This window comes from Xanthomonas sp. GW (genome assembly GCF_014236815.1).
GTDB lineage: Bacteria > Pseudomonadota > Gammaproteobacteria > Xanthomonadales > Xanthomonadaceae > Xanthomonas_A.
Window position 1 is genome coordinate 4,215,410 of sequence record NZ_CP051189.1, and the last position, 18,690, is coordinate 4,234,099.

Genomic DNA, 18,690 nt, shown 5'->3' on the forward strand with positions numbered 1-18,690 from the left:
GCTCAGCTCTCCGCCAACGCTGTACTGAGGGGATTGGCCGCACGGCGATGCTGCTCGCGCACGGCGGCGGCGATCGCCGCCTGGGTGGCGACGCCTTGCTTCACCAGGTGATCGCCGATGCGACCGTCGCGTTGCGGCCGGTATTCGTCCAGCACGCGTTCGAACTGGTCGCGCGCGATCAGACGCAGTTCCACCAGCAGATCGCCCAGCAGCGGCACCGCGTCGACGCGGTAACTTTCGCCGCTGATCAGACGCAGGCCGGCGTTGATTTCGCTTTCGCGCGCGATCGCCTGCCTGAGCACGCTCGCGTCCAGATCGTGCAGCAGCCGCGCCTGCTCTTCTTCGGACAGCGCATTGGAGACCGCGACCGCCACTTCGCCGGGCGTGTCCGACGGCAGCGGCAGCAGCCGCCATTGCACGCAGGCCTGCACCGACAACGGGAACCGCCCGGCCTGCAGATACGCCACGTCGATCGCCGCGCGCGGCAGGTCGCCCTGGAAGGCGATGGCTTCGGCCAGGGTTTCGTCGTCCAGCCAGCCCTGCGCCACCAGGATCCGTCCCAGCGGTTGCTGGCGCCCGCCCTCCTGCTGCCGCAGCGCCTGCACCAGGCGCTCGGGCTCGACCGCTTCCCAGGTTGTGAGCAGTTCGCCCAGGCGCCTGCGCGTATGCACCAGCTGCGCGGCGCTGGGGAAATCGTGCATGGTCTTGTCCCACACCATGCGCTTGCCGAACAGCAGGTACAGCAGGAACAGGCGCCAGGCGCGCGCGGTGGCCATGAAGTTGATCATGTTGCCGACCACCATGCGCGGGATCGACATCAGCGCGTGTTCCCAGCCGTACAGGCGGTTGACGAAGTAGAAGCGCTGCGCCACTCGTGTGGCCAGCGCGGCGGTGGTCAGCAGCGCCACGTTCATCTGCCAGGTGCCGCGCTGGAAGATGGTCGGGAACTGGGTGTCCCACGCGCCGGCGATCTTGAGCAGCCAGAACAGCAGCAGTTGCAGGAAGATCAGATAGGCGAAGACGCTGACGAACGAGGTGACGATGCCCTTGCGGTCGCGCGCGAGCAGGTACTTGGTCGCCAGCGAACCGCGCCAGCCCAGCGTTTCCCAACTCTGCAGGCCGATGCCCAGCACCCAGCGCGCCTTCTGCCGGTACGAGGCGCGGAAGTTGTCGGGGAAGTATTCGCGCACGCACAGCGCCATGTGCAGGGTGCGCTCGCGCACCGGGCCCCAGCCGAACCACGACGGGCGGCGCACGCGGAACTGCACCGGGAAGCGCGCGAAGATCGAGTGCATGCCCATCGCCGCCAGGCGTGCGCCGACGTCGTAATCCTCGGTCAGGCTGTCGGTGTTGAACGGCTGGTTGTCGCTGGCCTGGCTCAGCGCCAGCAGCGCCTTGCGCGAGAAACAGGTGCCGACGCCGGCCGACGGCACCATGCCGGACACGCTTTCGCGCACCACCAGGTCCTTGGCGTGCCATTCGGCGAATTCGTCCATGTACACGCCGGCCACCAGCTCGTACCACTCGCGGTCCAGCGAGGTCACCGGCAACTGGATCATGTCCTTGCGCGGCAGCAGGTAGTTGAAGAAGCGCAGCTCCATCGGGTGCAGCACGTCTTCGCTGTCGTGCAGGACCACGCCGGCGAACTCGATGTCGTTCTGCTTCTCGTACTCGAAGATCGCCAGCACCAGCCAGTTCAGGCAGTCGGCCTTGCTGGTCGGGCCGTCGTGCGGCACCTCGATGCGGCGCATGCGCTTGTAGCGGCGGCGCATGCGCTCCACTTCGGCGATGGTCTGCTCGTCGTTGGGATAGGTGCCGACGAAGACCATGTAGTCGTGGTAATCGAGCACGTCGATCATGTTCTCGACCATCTGCCCGATCACGTCGAACTCGGCCCAGGCCGGCACCATGATCGCCAGGGTCTGTTCCGGGCGCTGCAGCAGGTCCTGCTGGGTCAACGGCCGGTATTCGCTGCGTTGCTTGACGACCACGCTGCGCCAGATTTCGCGCACCCAGTACCAGGCATCGATGAACAGGTCGTCGAGACTGGAGATCAGGATCACCACCGCGACCACCACCGCCGCCGTCTCCAGGAAGGCGTAGTAGTTGGCCAGGTGGATGTTCCAGTACAGGCTATCCACGTGCGATCAGTTCCCGCTCTGCGCGGAGCGGCGGCGGCGACGGACCTGCACCACGCGGGCGGCCAGCAGCATGAACGCGATCACCCCCACCAACACCACCAGCCACACCATGTGCTGCTGCCACAGCGGCTCCGGATTGCTCTGCTCGGCCATGCGCGCGCCGGTCGGGTCCTGGCCGTCGAAATCCTGCACCACGCCGCTGGCATCCAGCAGCGCCAGGTTGCCGCGGATCAGCCGGAACGGTTCGGCGATCTGCGGTCCCTGCGTGCCCAGCTCGCGGTAGATCACTCCGGTGTTGGCGCCGCTGCCGACCACTTCGACCAGGGCGGCGCGGTCGAGCCCGGCCAGATCCAGCAGCACCAGCTTGCCCGGGCCGGACACCACCAGCTTGCCGTCGCGCACCGCCCCGCTCTGCGCCAGCCCCTGCGGCGCCAGCACGAAGCTGAGGTAGGGACCGGTCGGCGCGATCGCGGTCTTGGCATCGCCGACCTTGAGCGCGGCCTGCATCGGCGAGGCACCGGTCGCGCCGGCGAGATGGATCACCTTGGCCAGCGACGCCGGTGCGTCCTGCAGCCAGGCGCTGGGCACGAACACCTCGTGCGCGCCGGCCAGTTGCGAGGCCGCGCCGACGAAATCGGCGGCGAGGCTGCGTTCGGCAAGACGGATATGGCTGCTGGGCAGCACCGACACCGGGTAGCCGGTGGCCGGATCGTGGCAGTACGGACGCGCCGGCTGGCGCAGGAAGCTGATCCGCACCTGGTTGCGCGCGGCCAGCGCGTAGCTCGGCACCTTGGCGACCAGCCGCTGCGGCTTGCCGTCGGCGGCCAGCACCTTGGCGCCCAGCAGATAGTCGTTGAAGAAGATCGAAGCGACCGCGCCCTGCCCGGCCGGGTTCGGCGCCGCGCTGACGTCCACCACCACTTCGCTCGGCAGGCGCCCCTCGCTGGACAGCGCGCCCAGGTCGAAGTTCGCGGTGCGGTCGCCGCGCGAGACGATGTCCAGGGTCCCGGCCATGTCGCCGAGGCGGCCGAGCAGCACCACATCCTTGTCGGCTGGCGGCAGCAACGCCGTGCTGACCAGCAGCGCACGGCCCTGCGCATAGGCGCGCCATTGCTGGGTCAACAGACCGGCAACCTTGGCACCGGCGCCGCTGGCGACCAGCAGGGTCGGATGCCCGCCGAGCAGCGCCACCTGCACCGATGCGGTGCCGGCCGGCTGTTCGAACCCGGCCATGTCGGCCTTGCGCCACGCGGCGAACGCGCCGGCCGCGTCCGGCGCGGCGCTGGCGACCTGGGTACCTAGCGCATCCAGCGCGGCGCGCACGCCGGCGCGCAACGGATCGCTCAGCACCGCCACGTCGACCGCGAGCGGACCGCCATCGCCGAGCGACAGCAGCGCGCCGACTTCGGCCAGGCTGCCGATGCGGTGGCTGGCGCTGCCATCGGACAAGGCCGCGTAGGCTGGGATGCCGGCCAGGCTGGCCGGGATCGCCAGCCCGCGCAGGTCCACGCTCGCGCCCACTGCCGGCAGCGCGACCACGTCGACGCGCTTGCCGCCGTTCTCCAGCGCCGTGCCCACGCGCCAGGCGGTGTCGTAGCTCTGCACGCTGGTGGCGCGGCCCTCCACCAGCAGCCGCACGGTGGCCGGCAACGCGCCCCAGGCCTTGGCCACGGTGTCGATCGCGCGGCCGTCGAAGCGGTAGCTGAAGCGCGACTCCGGCGACAGCCGCAGCACGTTGGCCGGCGCGCTCTGGTCGGCGCACTCGTACTCGGAGACCACCGACCACCAGCCCACGCCGAAGCGCACGAAGCCGTTGGCGCGGGCGAAGCCGTCGATGCCGATGCGCTGGCTGAGATCGCCCTGGGCATCGGTGATCGAACGCGCCGACACCGGATCGCCGTCGATCGACAGCAGGCTGGAACTGCGCCCGGTGTGCCCGCGCACGTAGCGCGCATCGACCTGCAGTTGCGCATCGCGGGTCGCCACGCCGGCCGGCACCGGCAGGTAGATCTCGCGCTGGCTTTCCTGGCCGCTGAGCACCAGCGGCTGCTTGAAGCCGAGTTCGCGCAGGGTCATCGAGCGGGTGACCGTGGTGGCGCCGGCCCACTCGCCGAACTGGCCGGCGACGGAGTCGGCGGCAGCGGCAGGCGGCAGCGCGGTCGCCAAGACCAGGGCCAGCGGCAAGACCAGGGGAAAGCGTGCGGTAGGACGGCGGGTCTGGGTCATGGCATCGATTCTGAAAAAAGAGGGAGGTGGGACACCGCCGCGGCACGGCCGGGCACGAAACTGTCGAAGGGCTGGCCGCGCAGCGCGGCCACGATCCGCGCCGCTGCGCGGCCATCGCCGTAGGGGCTGGCGTGGGGCAGGAACCGCGCGGGCCGCGCCGGCAGGTCGCAGGCCGCGGCGACCGCGGCCACGATCCGCGCCGGATCGGTGCCGACCAGGGTCACCACGCCGGCCTGGACCGCCTCGGGGCGCTCGGTGACCTCGCGCATCACCAGCACCGGCCGGCCCAGCGCCGGCGCTTCTTCCTGCACGCCACCGGAATCGGTCAGCACCACGTGCGCGCGCTGCATCAGCCGCACGAAGGCGAGGTAGTCCTGCGGCGCGATCAGGTGCACGTTGTCCAGCCCGCCCAGCTGCGCGTGGACCGGACCCTGCACGTTCGGATTCAGATGCACCGGGTAGACGATCTGCAGGTCCTTGCGCTGCGCCAGTTCGGCCAGCGCACGGCAGATGTTGGCGAAGCCGTCGCCGAAGCTTTCGCGGCGATGCCCGGTGACCAGCAGCAACTTGCGCCGCGGATCCAGGAACGGGAACTGCGCATCCACCGTCGCGCGCAGCGCGGCATCGCGCTCGAGCCGCTCCACGGTCAGTTGCAGCGCATCGATCACCGTGTTGCCGGTGACGCTGATGCGGCCGGACAGCTGTTCGCGCTGCAGGTTGCCGCGCGCGCTGGCGGTGGGCGCGAACAGATGGTCGGCGACCACGTCGATCACCCGCCGGTTCATTTCTTCCGGCCACGGCTGCTGCAGATTGCCGGTACGCAGGCCCGCTTCGACATGGCCGACCGGAATGCGCCGATGGAACGCGGCGAGCGCGGCGCTCATCGCGGTGCTGGTATCGCCGTGCACCAGCACGCGGTCCGGCTGCAGCTGCGCGTACAGGGCATCGAGTTTGGCGAGCAGCCGCGAGCACAGGCCGTTGAGGGTCTGGTCGGCCACCATCACATCGAGGTCGTGATCCGGCTGGATCGCGAACAACGCCATCACCTGATCCAGCATCGCCCGATGCTGTCCGGTGATGCAGACCAGGGGATCGATGTCCGGCGCGGCGTGCAGCGCGCGGACCAGCGGCCCCATCTTGATCGCCTCGGGGCGCGTACCAAAAACGCAAAGAACCTTCACCAACCACTCCATTGGTCACTAACTAATAGTGACCATCGTCACACAAGATGTGCGAACTGGTGTGTACAAATCGTGCGGACTACAAGACGATGGTCAGCCTGATGCGGCGCATCGCCAAGCGCAGCAGGGCGCTTGGCCTCCGTCCTGCGTGGGTGAAAGCTTGAATTTGCAGGGCGTATCGCCAGCCTCGCGCTGGCGTCGCACAGGTGCGTGCGCCGCCGGCGGCGCCGCGTTCCGCCGCCTCACCGTCGCTGCACAACCGCTTGAATGGTGCGGCGCAGCGCGATATCGGCCCCGCCAATCGCGCCGGCAGACGCTCAGCTTCGAACCCAGCGGCCTTGCTTCGGGGTGCCGAAGCAAGGCCGCTGTCTGGCGCAGGCGTCGGGGCCGCAGCCCTCCCGCAGGGTCTGCGGCCACTGGCCGCGAGCCCCTGCGCGAGCGACCTCGGGCGCGACGCAGGCAGCGCGCTCCTGCCCTACTCGCCCACGTACGGCGAGGCCAGCACCTGCGGGCGGCGGCCGAGGCCGGCGCCGAGCCGGTCGAGCACGAAGCGCACGTAGAGGTTGGTGCTGAACTGGTTGTAGTCGCGGGCGTTGTTGAAGATCAGCCGCCCGCCCAGGAACAGCTGCGGGGCCAGTTGCCACTCGGCCGCGCCAGCGACGTTGTAGGACACGCCGGTCTTGCTCTGCCCGGCGTAGACCGGCGCGGTGTAGGTGTTCACCAGGCCCAGCAGCGCGGCCAGCGATGCGGCGTCGTAGGCGTCCTGCTGCATCTGCGCGCTGGTCGGGAAGTAGTTGCTGTCGTCGCTGCGGAAATGCTGCACGCCGACGCTGGCGTCCACGCTCCAGTTGACCTTGCGCCCGGACGAACGCCCGCTCCAGTGCACCGGGAAGCCGAGATCGACGTAGTCCTGCGGGCTGAAGTAGCCGCCCTGGCCGTAGGTGTAGCCGCTCAGGTTCTTGTCGTACTGCATCGCGGTCAGGTTGAGGCCGGCGGTCAGCGACTGGTTCTCGGTCTCCAGCGCGTGCACGTACACGCCCAGGTCCACCTGGCGGTGGTCGTTGTCGGCGACGTTGTGGCCGACCAGGCGATCGGCGGTCAGGTTGGCGTAGCCGCCGAGCAGGCCGTTGTCGAGCGTGGCCGACAGGCGCACGCCGTTGCTGGTCACCCCGCCCCAGCTGAGTCCCGCGCGGCCGTCGTCGACGCCGGCGAAGGACAGCAGGCTGTCGCTGACCGCGCGCCGGAATGCCTGGCCCGAGTAGGTCAGGTTCTCGCCGATCTGGCCGCGGTAGCCGACGCCGCCGACGATGCGCTGCTCGGGGAAGCCGACCGGGGTGCTGCCGAGGTCGGCCGCGAAGCCGCCGTGCTTGTACTTCACCGACACGCCGACGCCGCTGGCGTCCTGGCCCATGCGCCGCGAGGCCGAGCCGTTGGCCGCCATCGTGTACAGCGCCTGGCTGAAGCCGGCCGGGGTCAGGCTGGCCGCGGTGGTGTTGGCAGCCAGCGCCTGGAAGCGGGCGATGTCGGCCGCGCTGAGATCGGCGCTGCGCGAGGCGTCGCCGAGGATGGCGCTGGCCAGGGTGCTGATCGACACGTCCGCGGCGACGTTGCCGAGCAGGAACGCCGACAGCGGCTCGGCGTATAGCGCCTGCAGTGCCGCGGCTTCGCGCTGCGCGTTGGTCAAGGTGGCGTCGGTGTCGTTGTACAGCTCGTTGTACAGGCCGGTGTTCACCGCGTAGGTGCGCAGCGCGTTGCGGGTGGCGTTGGTGTCGCCCTCGGTGAGCAGCAACTGGTACAGATCGCTGCCGATCAGCTCGTTGATCGGAGTGCGATCGGCGGCCAGCGCATCGCCCATCGCCGCGGTCGGGCCGGCGCCGAAACGGCTGGCGGTGGAATAGGCGGTGTCGAGCGTGCCGGCGTCGAGCAGGGTCGGAGTGACATCGACGCTGAGCTTGCCTTCGCCGACCGCGAATTCGCCGTGCAGCGGCACTTCCAGATCGTTCAACTTGCCCAGTCCGGCCTCGCCGTCGCGCGCACGGTAGGTGGCGCCGGCGGCCAGGCTGTCGCTGTTCTCCGACTGCACTTCGCGCAGTTCGTCGAGCACCGTGCCGGTGCGCGCCGGGGTCGCCAGCGCCTGCGCCTGGCGCGCGCTGCCGGTGGTGGCGACGCGGTCGTCGGGATAGTAGGACGGGGCCAGGCTGGCCGCGGCCGGCGCGCGCTGGCCCGGCACCGGCAGCGCCGCCAACTGCACGCCGCCGGCCGCGCTGGCGGTGGCCGGCGGCGGCAGGTCGTCGCCGCTGGCGTAAGCCGCGCCGGCACCGGCCGGCATCGCCGGGAGCGGCGCCTGGCCGGCCGCCGCATAGGCCGGCGCCGGATAGCCGCCGCCGAGGCTGTCGGAGACCACCGCCGGGCTGCGCGGCATGCGTCCGCTCATGCCGGCGAACGGGTTCAGCGGGCGCCCGGCGCCGGCGAAGGACGCCGGCCCGTTGGCGGTCGGCAGGCCGTTGTCGTGCTGGCCGGCCTCGCGCGCTTGCGCCGCCAGCGCGGCGCGGAAATAGCTCTCGGCCTTGCGGCTCTTGCCGGCGCTGCGGTACACGCGACCGGCGGCGCTCAACACCGCCGGCGAATCCGGCGCCTGCGCCAGCGCACGCTGCAGATAGTCCTCGGCGCTGTCCAGGTCGCGCAGTGCGGCGGCGGTGTTGGCCGCGGCGATCAGCGTGTCCAGGTCGTTGGGCGATTGCTGCAGCTGCTGCTGGTACAGCACCAGCGCCTGGCGCTGGTCGCCGGCACCGGCGTACAGCCGCGCCAGCGCCGCCACCGCCTTCGGATCCTGGTTCTGCTGCGCCAGCAGCGGCGCCAGCGCGTCGTAGGCCGCTTCCAGGTTGCCCAGTTCGCGCAGCGCATCCACCTGGCGCAGCGTATAGCCGCTGCGCAGCGCCTGGTAGCGGCGCTGCTGTTCGGCGTTCATGTCGGTGTCGCGCAACTGGCGCAGCGTGGCCGCCAGTTCGGCGTCCTGCTGCGCGCGCAGCAGCACGCTGGCGTACTGCAGCCGCGCCTCGGTATTGGGGTTCTGCGCGACCAGGCGCTGCGCCAGGGTCAGCGCGCGCTGGTTGCTGCCGATGTCGGCATAGGCGCCGGCCATCGACGCCAGCAGCGCCGGCTGTTCCAGCGCACCGCCGAGCGCGGCCTCGGTGCGCGCCAGCAGCAGCTGCGCCTCGCCGGCGCGGCCCTGCTGTTGCAGCAGCCGCGCCTGCGCGGCCTGCTGTTCGACCCAGGCGGTGTTGCGCAGCGCGCTCATTTCCGCGGTCCGCGCCGCGCCGGGAATGCGTTCCAGGCTGGCGTAGGCGCTGGCCCAGTCGCCGCGTTCCTGCGCCAGCAACGCATTGGCGTACAGCGCCTCGGGCATGTCGCCATGCACCGCGAGCAGGCCGTCCATCACGCTGCGCGCCTGGTCCGGGCGCCCGGCCTGCTGGTACAGCCGCGCCAGGTCCAGCCGCACCCACGGATCGCCGGGACGCTCGACCATCGCCGCTTCCAGTTCGCTCTGCGCCGAGACCGTGTCGCCGGCCTCCAGCGCCTGCTTGGCGCGGGCGCGCTGCACGTTGGAGCGCAGCGTGGTTTCGCCGCCGGCCTTCTCGCGCTGCGCCGGGCTGAGCTTGGCGAACAGGGCGGTGGCCTCGTCGGCGCGGCCCTGGCGGCTGTACAGGCCGATCAGGCCCTGCAGCGCGCCGGCATTGTCGGCGCTCAGCGCCAGCGCCTGGCGATAGCTGCGCTCGGCCGCGGCCGCATCGCTGGCCGCCTGCAGGTCGCCGAGCAGCACGTAGCCGGTGGCTTCGTTGGGCTGCAATTTGAGCGACTGCTGGATCAGGCGCAGCGCTTCGTCGCTGTCGCCGCGGCCACGCGCGGCCTGCGCCTGCTGCAGTTGCAGCCAATAGCGCGCGCTGTCCAGCGCCGAACGCCACTTGCCGTTGCCGGCCGCGGCCGGACGCAGCAATTCCTGCGCCTCGCCGAAGCGTTGCTGGCGCAGGCGCACCGAGCCCAGGCCGCCGAGCGCGTCGGCATCGCGCGGACGCGCGCGCAGCACCTGGGTGAAGCGCTGCTCGGCCACCGCCAGGTTGCCGGCGTTGAGCGCCTTGAACGCCTCGCCGAGTTGTTCGCCGGCCGGATCGCCGGCCTGCGCGGCACGCTGCTCGCCCAGCTTGGTGGCCTTGGCGGCGACCTCGGCATCGTTCGGATTGGCCGCCAGGAACGCCTGGTACAGCGGCGCGTCGGCGTTGCCGGCATTGAGCCACAGCAGCGCCTGGCGCCAGGCGGCGCGGGCCGGGCCGCCGACATCGGGACGCTTGCTCATCGCGCCGAGTTGGGCGATGCCTTCGCGCCGCGACGGTTCGCGGTAGGTCAGCACCTGCGCCAGCGCCAGTGCCGCCGCGCCGTTGTTGGGCTGTGCGGCGGCCAGGCGGCGCAGGCCGTCGCGGGCGCCGTCCCAGCCTTGCGGGGTGCCGGCCAGGGCCTGGTAGTACTCCAGCGCCAGGTGATCCGGCGGCGCCTTGCCGTCGAACAGCGCCTGGTACTCGCGCACCGCTTCCACGTAGCGGCCGGCCGAGGCGGCGCGGCGCGCGTTGCGCAGGTTGGCGCTGTCGCCGGTGCCGCCGATCGCCTGGCTCAGGCGCTGCGTCTGCGGCGCCTGCGGATGGGTGTTCTGCAACTGCTGCAGGCGCTTGCGCGCCTCGCCCTGGCGGCCCTGCGCCAGGTCGATCTGGGCCAGGCCGAGCAGCGCATCGGGCTGGTTCGGGTCGACCCGCAGCAGCTTGCGCCATGTATCGGCGGCGAGATCGTCGCGGCCCTGGTCGTGCCAGTAGTTGCCCTGGCTGACCAGTTGCTGGGTGGCGTTGCCGGTTTGCGCGTGCGCGTTGCCGGCGAGCAGGCACAGGTCGATCATGCCGGCCAGGTAGAGAGGCTTGAGTTTCATGCGGAACATTGGGTTCTCCAGGCGGGCTGCAGCAGGCCGTCTGCGGAAAAGCGATAGCGGTTATCGAGCCAGCCGCGCCCGAACAGGACCAGCACCCGATCGTAATAGGGAAGTTTCGCCGCGGCGGCATCGCCGGGCGCGGGAATCAGTTGTGCCTGCGCCTTCAGCAGCAGCGGTTGCCGCAGCGCGCTCAGGTACGGCAGCAGCGCGGCGGCGAAGCCCGGCGGCGCGGTGCCGCTGCCGACGCCCAGGCGCGTGTCCACCTTCTCGCTGAAATGGCCCTGCGCCTGCAACTGCTGCAGCGGACCGGACAGGTCCTCGAGCAGGGCATTGCGCAGCGGTTCGCCGGCATCGAGCATGCCGGCCCACAGGTACACGCGGACCGCGTCGTAGCTGCCCAGCGCGCCCTTGCCCGGATCGACCGCGAACGCGCGGCCATCCCAGCCGATCCAGTCCGGGGCGAACCCGACCGGCGCGCTGTCGCGCAGCAGGCGCGCGCTGCGCTGCGCCAGTCCGGCCCACGGCCCTTTCGGATCGGCGGCGGCGAAACGGCGCAGCAGTTGGATCGGCATGTAGCTGGGATTGAGCGTCCAGCGCGGCGGCTTGGCGAAGCCCTGCATCGCCGGCAACAGCATGCCGCCGAAGCCGGGCAATTCGGCCAGTTCGTGGCGCCGCACCAGCGCCAGCATCTGCATGCCGGCCTGGGTGTAGCCGGGACGCTTCCACAGGCGCCCGGCCTCAAGCAGCGCGTAGGCGATCCACAGGTCGGCATCGCTGGCGGTGTTGTCGTCGAGCACGCGCCAGCTACCGTCGCCGGCGCGGCCCCACAGCCAGGCCGGCAGCACCTGTTGCGGGCGACCGCCGCTGAGGTTGTGCCGGGTCCAGCCGAGCAGCCGGTCGAACAGCACCTGGTCGTTGGCGACCAGCGCGAAGAACAGCGCATAGGACTGGCCTTCGGAGGTGCTGCGCTGGTCGGCGTTGCTGAAATCGATCACCCGCCCGCTGGCGTCGATGTGCTTGGCGACGAAGCCGGTCCACTCGCGCCACGGCGCGCAGGCCGCCGCCGCGGCGCTGGCCGGCAGCGATGGCAGCAGCGCCGCAGCGCCCGCGGCGAGCGCGCCGCCGAGCACGCGGCGGCGCTGTCGCGCGTGCGGGGTCATTGCCCTTCCCGCAACCGTTGCGCCGAATGCCGGCGCAGCACCACGCGTGCGGCCAGCGCCAGCAGCAGGCTCAGCAGCACCACCGCCAGGCCGAGCAGCAGCGGATGCTGCGAGAAGTACCAGCGCGCCCAGGTCGGCAGCGGCAGGTGGCCGACGTAATAGGACTGGTTGCCGGCCAGGCTGCGGATCTTGCCCTGCTGCAGCAACACCACGCTGCCCTGGAAATCCTTCAGCGTGGCTGGCTCGAACCAGGCGTCGAACAACTGGCCGACGCTGGCCGGATCCTCGGCCAGCAGCGCGACCACGCTGCGCCCGGGCTTGAGCGGCGACTCGAAGCCCATCAGCACCACGTCGCCCGGGGCCGGCTTCACCGCCACTTCGGCGGTGGTCGGCAGGTCGGTGCGGCGCGCATCGAAGGACAGGAAGCCGGGCAGCTTGTCCATCACCCAGTCGGTCATCGAGAAGCGCCGGCCGGTGGCGCCGTCGCCGATCGGCAGGTGCTCGCTCCAGCGCTGGAACAGCGGCTGCGAGCGCGAGGAGCCGAACACCAGCAGGTCGCTGTCGGCGTGCTGGTCCACTTCGCCGGCATGGATCAGGGTGGCGCGCAGCGCCGGATAGCCGGTGGACGCGCCGAGCTTGCCGAGCAGGGTCAGCAGGTTGGACACGTCCTGGTCGCTGGCTTCGTCCGGCACCACGATGGTGGATTCGGACAGGTCGGCCAGGCGCGTGAACGGATAGCCGGCATTGCCGAACGCGGCCAGGTTCGGCATCGCCATGTAGTGGTGGAACGAACTCAGGTCCACGCTCGAATCGGCGTCGATCGCGCCGGACACGTCGGGGAAGGTGTTCTTGCATTCGCCGGCCTGCGGGCGGTCGAAGAAGAAGTGGAAGCGCAGCTGGCTGTTGGCCGAGAACGGGCCGGTCGGCAGCAGCAGTTTCTGCTCCACCGGCATCGCGCCCTTGGCCTTGAGATCGTGCCACCACTGCAGCGGCAGCGATTCGGCGTACGGGCGCCCGCTCAGCGGCAGCGTGGTGACGAAGGCATCGTTGATGCTGACGTTGAGCGCGGACTTGTTGCGCACGTCCGGCACCGTGTAGCGGTAGCGCAGGTTGACCGGGATGCCGTCGCGCTGCCACACGAACAGGTCCGGCGGCAGCTGCAGGCCGACCCGGATCAGGTCCGGATGGTAGCCGCTGACATTGAGCTGCGAGGTCTGCGCGACCAGGTCGGCGAAGCGCACCGGGCCATCGCTGGAAATCCAGTTCGGCGCATCGTAGGGCTTGCGCGGCTGCGCCTGCTTGAGCTCGCCGATCCTGGCCACGGCACCGTTGAACGGCGTGCCCAGCGCCAGCGCGGTGGCGGCCTGCTGCAGGTCGTTGTCGTTGCGGCCGAGCACCAGCAGCAGCTTGCCGGCCGGATCGCGCGGATTGGAAACCACCGCCAGGGTCGGGCCGGCGATCTCGCCCAGGCCGTTCTCGGCGGTCGCCAGTTCGGCCGGCAGCGTGTTCGGGGTGGCGAACAGCACCGCGTTGCCGGTCGCCGGCACGTCGCCGATGGAGACGTTGAACACCGCGCCGCGGTAGCCGGCCTGCGCGCCGAACCACGAGGACACGATGCCGGCGCTGCGCAGCGTGGCCAGGTCCGGACGCTGCGGGAACACGAACGGCAGTTCCAGCCGGCGCGTGTCGCGCTTGTCGTAGAACGGCACCGGCAGCAGCGCCAGGTCGTTGGCCAGCACCAGCGGCGTGGTGCTCAGCGACAGCCGCGTGGCCGGGTCGATGTTGGCCCACAGGCTGGTGTGGTCGGGATCCTCGCATTCGCGGGTGTAGTGCCCGATCAGCTGCAGGTTGAGCTGGTTGTAGTCGCTGACCAGGCGCGGATCGATCGGCACGTCGGTCTGCTGCAGCTTGCCGGCGTTCTCGCGGGTCACCGGCAGGGTCGCCACGGTGACGCCGTTGACGGTGACCTTCAGGTGCGACAGCTCCGGCAGCAGCGCCGGCGAGTAGCTGTAGCTCAGGTGCAGCGTCGCCGCCTCGACCACCTCGTCGGTGCGCGCGCTGAACGACACGCCGGCGCTGCCCTGGATGCCGCGCAGGGTGATCTCGTAGTCCATGCCGAGCTGCTTCAGCGTCGCCGAGCGCTCCTGCACGCCCAGCGTCGGCGCGGCGGGCGCCGGCGCTGCCGGCAGCGGCGCAGCGGCCGCGCCGGCGGTGGCCGGCGCCGCCGGAGTGGCGGGAAGCGTCGGCTCCTGCGCCAGCGCCAGGCCGGACAGGATGGTGAGGCAGCATGCAGCCAAGGCAGGTAGACGCATCGAGGGAAACCGGAAGAAAGAGGAGAGGAAAGACGGGGAAACGCGGCTCACGGCGCGGATTCCTCGCCGGCCGGACGCGAACGGAAACCGCCGCGTACGCTGTCGCCGACATGCTGGCCCAGGCGCTGGAAGCCGCGCATGCTCGCCGCGAACACCTGGCCCATCGATTTCCAGAAATTGTCGCGGTCGTGGCGGCCCCACTGCGACACCCAGATGTCGGCGCGGGCGAAGGTGCAGGCGACCAGCCAGCGCTCCTGCTCGATCGACATGGCGCGGAACTGCACGCTGATGTGCCCGTCGCGGTCGTGGCGCACGATCGCCGGCAGGCGCCGTTCGACGTTGCGATGCGACAGGCCCACGTCGACCAGCATGTCCGGCTCCACCGGCGACGCCTCGACCAGGTTCAAGGCCATGCCGCCGGTAGAGAAGTTGACCGTGCGGCAGGCCAGTTCCTCGCCGTCGGGCAGGTACAGCGTGGCCGGGATGTCCAGCGGCACGCGGTGCGAGCGGCGCACCTGGCGCATCTCGCTGGCGGTGGCGATGGTGGCGCCGAGCAGCAGCACGTTGTAGACGGTCCAGACCAGGTTGAACCAGATCGTCTGCGCTTCGCCGGTGGCGTCGGTGTAGACCAGGCGCAGCGCCCCGGCGGCCAGGCCGGCCAGGTTCAGCACCAGCAGGAACAGGTAGGGCTTGGCGATCTGCCGGTCGAAATAGCTGCGCGTGACCAGGCCGCCCTTGGGGGTGACGTTGAACTTGCCGAGCTTGGGATTGAACAGCGCCACCAGCGTCGGGCGCAGGATGTACCAGGCCAGCGTGGTCTCGTAGACCTCGTTCCACAGCAGATGGCGGAACTTGCCCTGGGTGCGCAGGTTGGTCAGGTTGGCCTGCATGATGTGCGGCAACGCGTAGGCCAGGATCATCAGCGCCGAGGCGTGGATCACGTGCGCGCCGAAGAACAGGAAGGCCAGCGGCGCGGTCAGGTAGATGATGCGCGGCAGCCCGTAGAAGAAGTGCAGCATCGCGTTGGCGTAGCACAGCCGCTGCGACAGGCGCAGGCCCTTGCCGAGCAGCGGGTTGTCCAGCCGCGCGATCTGCGCCATGCCGCGCGCCCAGCGGATGCGCTGGGCGACGTGGCCGGACAGGCTCTCGGTAGCCAGGCCGGCGGCCTGCGGCACGGTGATGTAGGCGCTGCGGTAGCCGCGCCGATGCAGCTTCAGCGCGGTGTGCGCATCCTCGGTGACGGTTTCCACCGCCACCCCGCCGATTTCCTCCAGCGGCTTGCGCTTGATCACCGCGCACGAACCGCAGAAGAAGGTCGCGTCCCACTGGTCGTTGCCGTCCTGCAGCAGGCCGTAGAACAGCTCGCCCTCGTTGGGCACCTTGCCGTGGTTGCCGAGATTGCGCTCGAACGGATCGGCGGAGAAGAAGTAATGCGGCATCTGCACCACCGCCAGCATGCGGTCGCGCAGGAACCAGCCCATCGCCACCTGCAGGAACGAGCGGGTGGGGATGTGGTCGCAATCGAAGATCGCCACGTACTCGCCGCTGGACTTCTTCAGCGCGGCGTTGATGTTGCCGGCCTTGGCGTGGAAGTTGTTGGTGCGGGTGACGTAGTGGATGCCGGCCTGCACGCAGAACTCGCGGAACTCCTCGCGGCGGCCGTCGTCGAGCAGGTAGATGTTGAGCTTGTCCGCCGGCCAGTCCATCACGCTGGCGGCCAGGATGGTGGAGCGCACCACCGACAGCGGCTCGTTGTAGGTGGGAATGAACAGGTCCACCGTCGGCCATTGGCTCTGGTCGGCGGGCAACGGCACCGGGCGCCGGTTGAGCGGCCACAGCACCTGGAAATAGCCCAGCACCAGGATCGTGAAGGCATACACCTCGGCCAGCAGCAGGCCCAGGCCGAGGCTCAGATCGACCACGCTGCTCACGCCCATGGTCTGGGTGATGCGCCACCAGATGTAGCGCGAGGACATCGCCAGCGACAGCGACATCATCACCAGCACGGCGAGCCGGCTGCCGCTGCGGCGCAACAGCATCGCCGCGGCGAACACCACCAGCGAGAACAGCATCTGCTGCGGCACGTCCATCGGAATGGCGACCACGAACACCAACAACAAGGCGCCCAGCGCCCACAGCGACCAGGTGGCCAGTGTGTGCATGGGTTGACCGGTACGCGATGCGGACGCAGCGCTCATCAGCGATTCCTAACGAAAAGGGGGCGAAGCCGGCGCGCGTTTTCCCCTCCGCGCGGCGACAGGACGACGATGCGCGGCGCAGCGGCCGCGCGCGGGTCAGCGGTTCTGGAAACGCTTGAGCGGGCTATCGGGCGCCGCTGCGCGCGCGCTGTCGCTGTCGAGCAGGCGCTGGAACAACCGGGTCAGCGGCGTGGCCGCGCTGGCCGGCGCCGCCTCCGGCAGTGCGGGCTTGGCCAGCGGCGCGCGCGCCGGCTCGGCCGCGAGCGGCCGGACGGCGGGAGGCGCTGCCGCCAGCCTGGGCTCGGCCGGCGCACGCACCACCGACAGCGTCGGCGCCGGTGCAGCGGCAGGCGGCAACACCGCCGCGGCTGGCGGTTCGGCGGCGGCAGGCTCCGGCGCGCTCAGCCGCGCCCCGGAAAAATCCTGGTACGCACTGGCGCCCTGGCTGCCGAGCTTGGCGAACAGGCTGGAAATGTCGTCGGCCGCATCGGCGCCCGCATGGTCGGTTTTCTTGGACATCGATCACCCCCTAAGATGATTTTTTGTAGCCGGTGGAATCGGATGGCCCGCTCAGGCGACCCGGCACAGCACGAAACGACGGACATCCTCTTCGACGGCCGGCACTGCGCGGATCCCCAGACCCGCCAACATGCCGGCCTGCTCGAACCAAGCGTGGTACACCCCTTCCAGGAATCCATCCGCTCCGGCCGTCTCCCCGGCCAGGGCGATCTGCAACGGCGAGCCGACGTGGGCCAGGTCGACCCGGTCGGCCTGCTCCTCGAAGCGCGCATATCCCCACTCCATGCGGTCCCAGACCCGGTTGACCCCGGCCTGCAGCTCGTCCAGCGTGGCGCAGGCCCCGATCGGATGCTCGCCGGCGAAGCGACGCCCGATCCGCGCCATCAGCAACCCCAGGTCCTCCGTCGACAGCTCCGCCGCGAACTCCTGGGCCAAGGCGCGCAGAAAGCCGCGCCACTGCCGCGAACAGGCCTGGGTGCGGAAATGCGTCTGCAGCTCGGGAGAGCTCATTCGGTGCTGCCTCTGATGGAAAAATGACGCGACGAGCGCCTGGCAAGGGTATCCAGCAAGCACGATGCCAAGATGGCAGCCGCTGCCACTAATGCGACACAGTTCTCACTTTCAGCGCCAATGGTAGCCCACTGCTGCGCCACAGCAAAGTCCCTACAACCGAATCCTCGCTGCCATTTTCGTCGCAACCGGCCGCAGCGAGGCAGGCACACGTCCCACTATGCGGGATCGGCGGCCACGTCAAAGACCTGGCGCAGATAGGCCAGGTACGCCGGGTCGTCGCACAGGTTCTTGCCTGGCGAGTCGCTGAGCTTGGCCACCGGCTGGCCGTTGCAGCGGACCATCTTGATCACGATCTGCAGCGGGGCCGGCCCCAGGTCGTTGGTGAGATTGGTGCCGACGCCGAAGGCGAGCATGCAGCGGCCCTGGAAATGCGCGTACAGCCGCATCACCTTGTCGATGTCCAGGCCGTCGCTGAACACCAGGACCTTGCCGCGCGGGTCCACCCGCTGCCGCTGCAGGTGCGCCAGCACGCGCTCGCCCCATTCGAACGGGTCGCCGGAATCGTGGCGCATGCCGTCGAACAGCTTGCAGAAGTAGGGATCGAAATCGCGCAGGAAGGCGTCCAGCCCGACCACGTCGGACAGGGCGATGCCGAGGTCGCCGCGGTATTCGCGCGCCCACGACTCCAGCGCCGCGGCCTGCGAATCGCGCAGCCGCGGACCCAGCGCCTGGAACGCCTGCAGGTATTCGTGGGCCATCGTGCCCAGCGGGGTCAGCCCGTAGCGATGCGCGAAATACACGTTGCTGGTGCCGACGAACTGCGCGCCCAGGGTCTGCTGCAGCACCGGCAACAGCTCGCCGTGCCAGGCCCGCGAATAGCGGCGGCGGGTGCCGTAGTCCGCGATCGCGCAGCCGCCGTAGCCGCTGCTGTCGCGCAACAGCGCGATCTTGGCCTGCAGCCGGCGCAGGCCCTCGGCATGATGGTCGCCGCCGCTGTTGCGGAACCAGACCTCGTTGACGATCGCCAGCAGCGGCACCTCGAACAGGATGGTGTGCAGCCACGGCCCGCGGATGCGCAGTTCGATCTCGCCCGGCACCGTGGTCGAGGCCTGCAGCTGCAGGTACTTGCGGTCCAGATGGAACAGCCCGAGGAAATCGGCGAAGTCCGGCTTGATGAAGCGCAGGCCGCGCAGGTAGTCCAGTTCCTCGGCGCGAAAGCGCAGCGTGCACAGCGCGTCGATCTCGTCGGAGATCTGCCCCAGGAACTGCGCCAGATCGATGCCCGGCGTGCGGCACTTGAAGCGGTATTCCACCTGCGCGCCGGGATGCTGATGCAGCACCGCCTGCATCATCGTGAACTTGTAGAGGTCGGTGTCGAGCAGCGAATCGATAATCATCGCGCGATTATGCGCCCAGCGTGCCGCCGGCTCCCGCCTTCTCCCCTGTAGGAGCGGCTTCAGCCGCGACCGGG

Annotated in this window: 10 protein-coding genes; all 10 read right to left on the reverse strand. The window is 70.2% G+C overall.

The genetic code is table 11. From position 1 onward, the window contains the following. Positions 1–2: 2 nt before the first annotated feature. Complete coding sequence (locus HEP73_RS18210) at positions 3–2,141, reverse strand: glycosyl transferase family protein (protein WP_185821009.1); 2,139 nt, start codon at positions 2,139–2,141, stop codon at positions 3–5. Positions 2,142–2,147: 6 nt separating this feature from the next. After that, positions 2,148–4,367 (reverse strand): hypothetical protein, encoded by a 2,220-nt coding sequence (locus tag HEP73_RS18215; RefSeq protein ID WP_185821010.1) that lies wholly within the window; start codon positions 4,365–4,367, stop codon positions 2,148–2,150. Next, positions 4,364–5,548: a non-hydrolyzing UDP-N-acetylglucosamine 2-epimerase gene (gene wecB, locus HEP73_RS18220; RefSeq protein ID WP_185821011.1), complete on the reverse strand. Its 1,185-nt coding sequence runs from the start codon at positions 5,546–5,548 to the stop codon at positions 4,364–4,366. The genes HEP73_RS18215 and wecB overlap by 4 nt, the downstream gene beginning before the upstream one ends. A gap of 475 nt (positions 5,549–6,023) precedes the next feature. After that, positions 6,024–10,526: a cellulose synthase subunit BcsC-related outer membrane protein gene (locus tag HEP73_RS18225; protein WP_185821012.1), complete on the reverse strand. Its 4,503-nt coding sequence runs from the start codon at positions 10,524–10,526 to the stop codon at positions 6,024–6,026. After that, the gene (bcsZ, locus tag HEP73_RS18230; protein WP_185821013.1) at positions 10,514–11,677 is read right to left on the reverse strand and encodes a cellulose synthase complex periplasmic endoglucanase BcsZ; all 1,164 of its coding nucleotides are present in this window, start codon (positions 11,675–11,677) and stop codon (positions 10,514–10,516) included. Before bcsZ ends, HEP73_RS18225 begins: the two co-directional genes overlap by 13 nt. Beyond that, complete coding sequence (gene bcsB / locus HEP73_RS18235) at positions 11,674–13,989, reverse strand: cellulose biosynthesis cyclic di-GMP-binding regulatory protein BcsB (protein WP_185821014.1); 2,316 nt, start codon at positions 13,987–13,989, stop codon at positions 11,674–11,676. Before bcsB ends, bcsZ begins: the two co-directional genes overlap by 4 nt. Before the next feature lie 47 nt (positions 13,990–14,036). Continuing rightward, complete coding sequence (gene bcsA, locus HEP73_RS18240; protein ID WP_185821015.1) at positions 14,037–16,187, reverse strand: UDP-forming cellulose synthase catalytic subunit; 2,151 nt, start codon at positions 16,185–16,187, stop codon at positions 14,037–14,039. A gap of 96 nt (positions 16,188–16,283) precedes the next feature. After that, positions 16,284–16,706 (reverse strand): hypothetical protein, encoded by a 423-nt coding sequence (locus tag HEP73_RS18245; RefSeq protein ID WP_185821016.1) that lies wholly within the window; start codon positions 16,704–16,706, stop codon positions 16,284–16,286. Between the two features lie 51 nt (positions 16,707–16,757). Next, entirely contained in the window at positions 16,758–17,216 is a 459-nt protein-coding gene (bcsD, locus tag HEP73_RS18250; protein WP_185821017.1) for a cellulose biosynthesis protein BcsD, read from the reverse strand. A gap of 218 nt (positions 17,217–17,434) precedes the next feature. Continuing rightward, on the reverse strand, positions 17,435–18,616 hold the full coding sequence (gene pncB / locus HEP73_RS18255; RefSeq protein WP_185821018.1) for a nicotinate phosphoribosyltransferase: 1,182 nt from the start codon (positions 18,614–18,616) through the stop codon (positions 17,435–17,437). Between the last annotated feature and the right edge of the window lie 74 nt (positions 18,617–18,690).

Bases quoted from the DNA above. Each gene is read 5' to 3' on its own strand.
- bcsA (WP_185821015.1), bottom strand. From the start codon at position 16,187: ATGAGCGCTGCGTCCGCATCGCGTACCGGTCAACCCATGCACACACTG.
- bcsD (WP_185821017.1), bottom strand. From the start codon at position 17,216: ATGAGCTCTCCCGAGCTGCAGACGCATTTCCGCACCCAGGCCTGTTCG.
- pncB (WP_185821018.1), bottom strand. From the start codon at position 18,616: ATGATTATCGATTCGCTGCTCGACACCGACCTCTACAAGTTCACGATG.
- HEP73_RS18215 (WP_185821010.1), bottom strand. From the start codon at position 4,367: ATGACCCAGACCCGCCGTCCTACCGCACGCTTTCCCCTGGTCTTGCCG.
- HEP73_RS18245 (WP_185821016.1), bottom strand. From the start codon at position 16,706: ATGTCCAAGAAAACCGACCATGCGGGCGCCGATGCGGCCGACGACATT.
- bcsZ (WP_185821013.1), bottom strand. From the start codon at position 11,677: ATGACCCCGCACGCGCGACAGCGCCGCCGCGTGCTCGGCGGCGCGCTC.
- HEP73_RS18225 (WP_185821012.1), bottom strand. From the start codon at position 10,526: ATGTTCCGCATGAAACTCAAGCCTCTCTACCTGGCCGGCATGATCGAC.
- bcsB (WP_185821014.1), bottom strand. From the start codon at position 13,989: ATGCGTCTACCTGCCTTGGCTGCATGCTGCCTCACCATCCTGTCCGGC.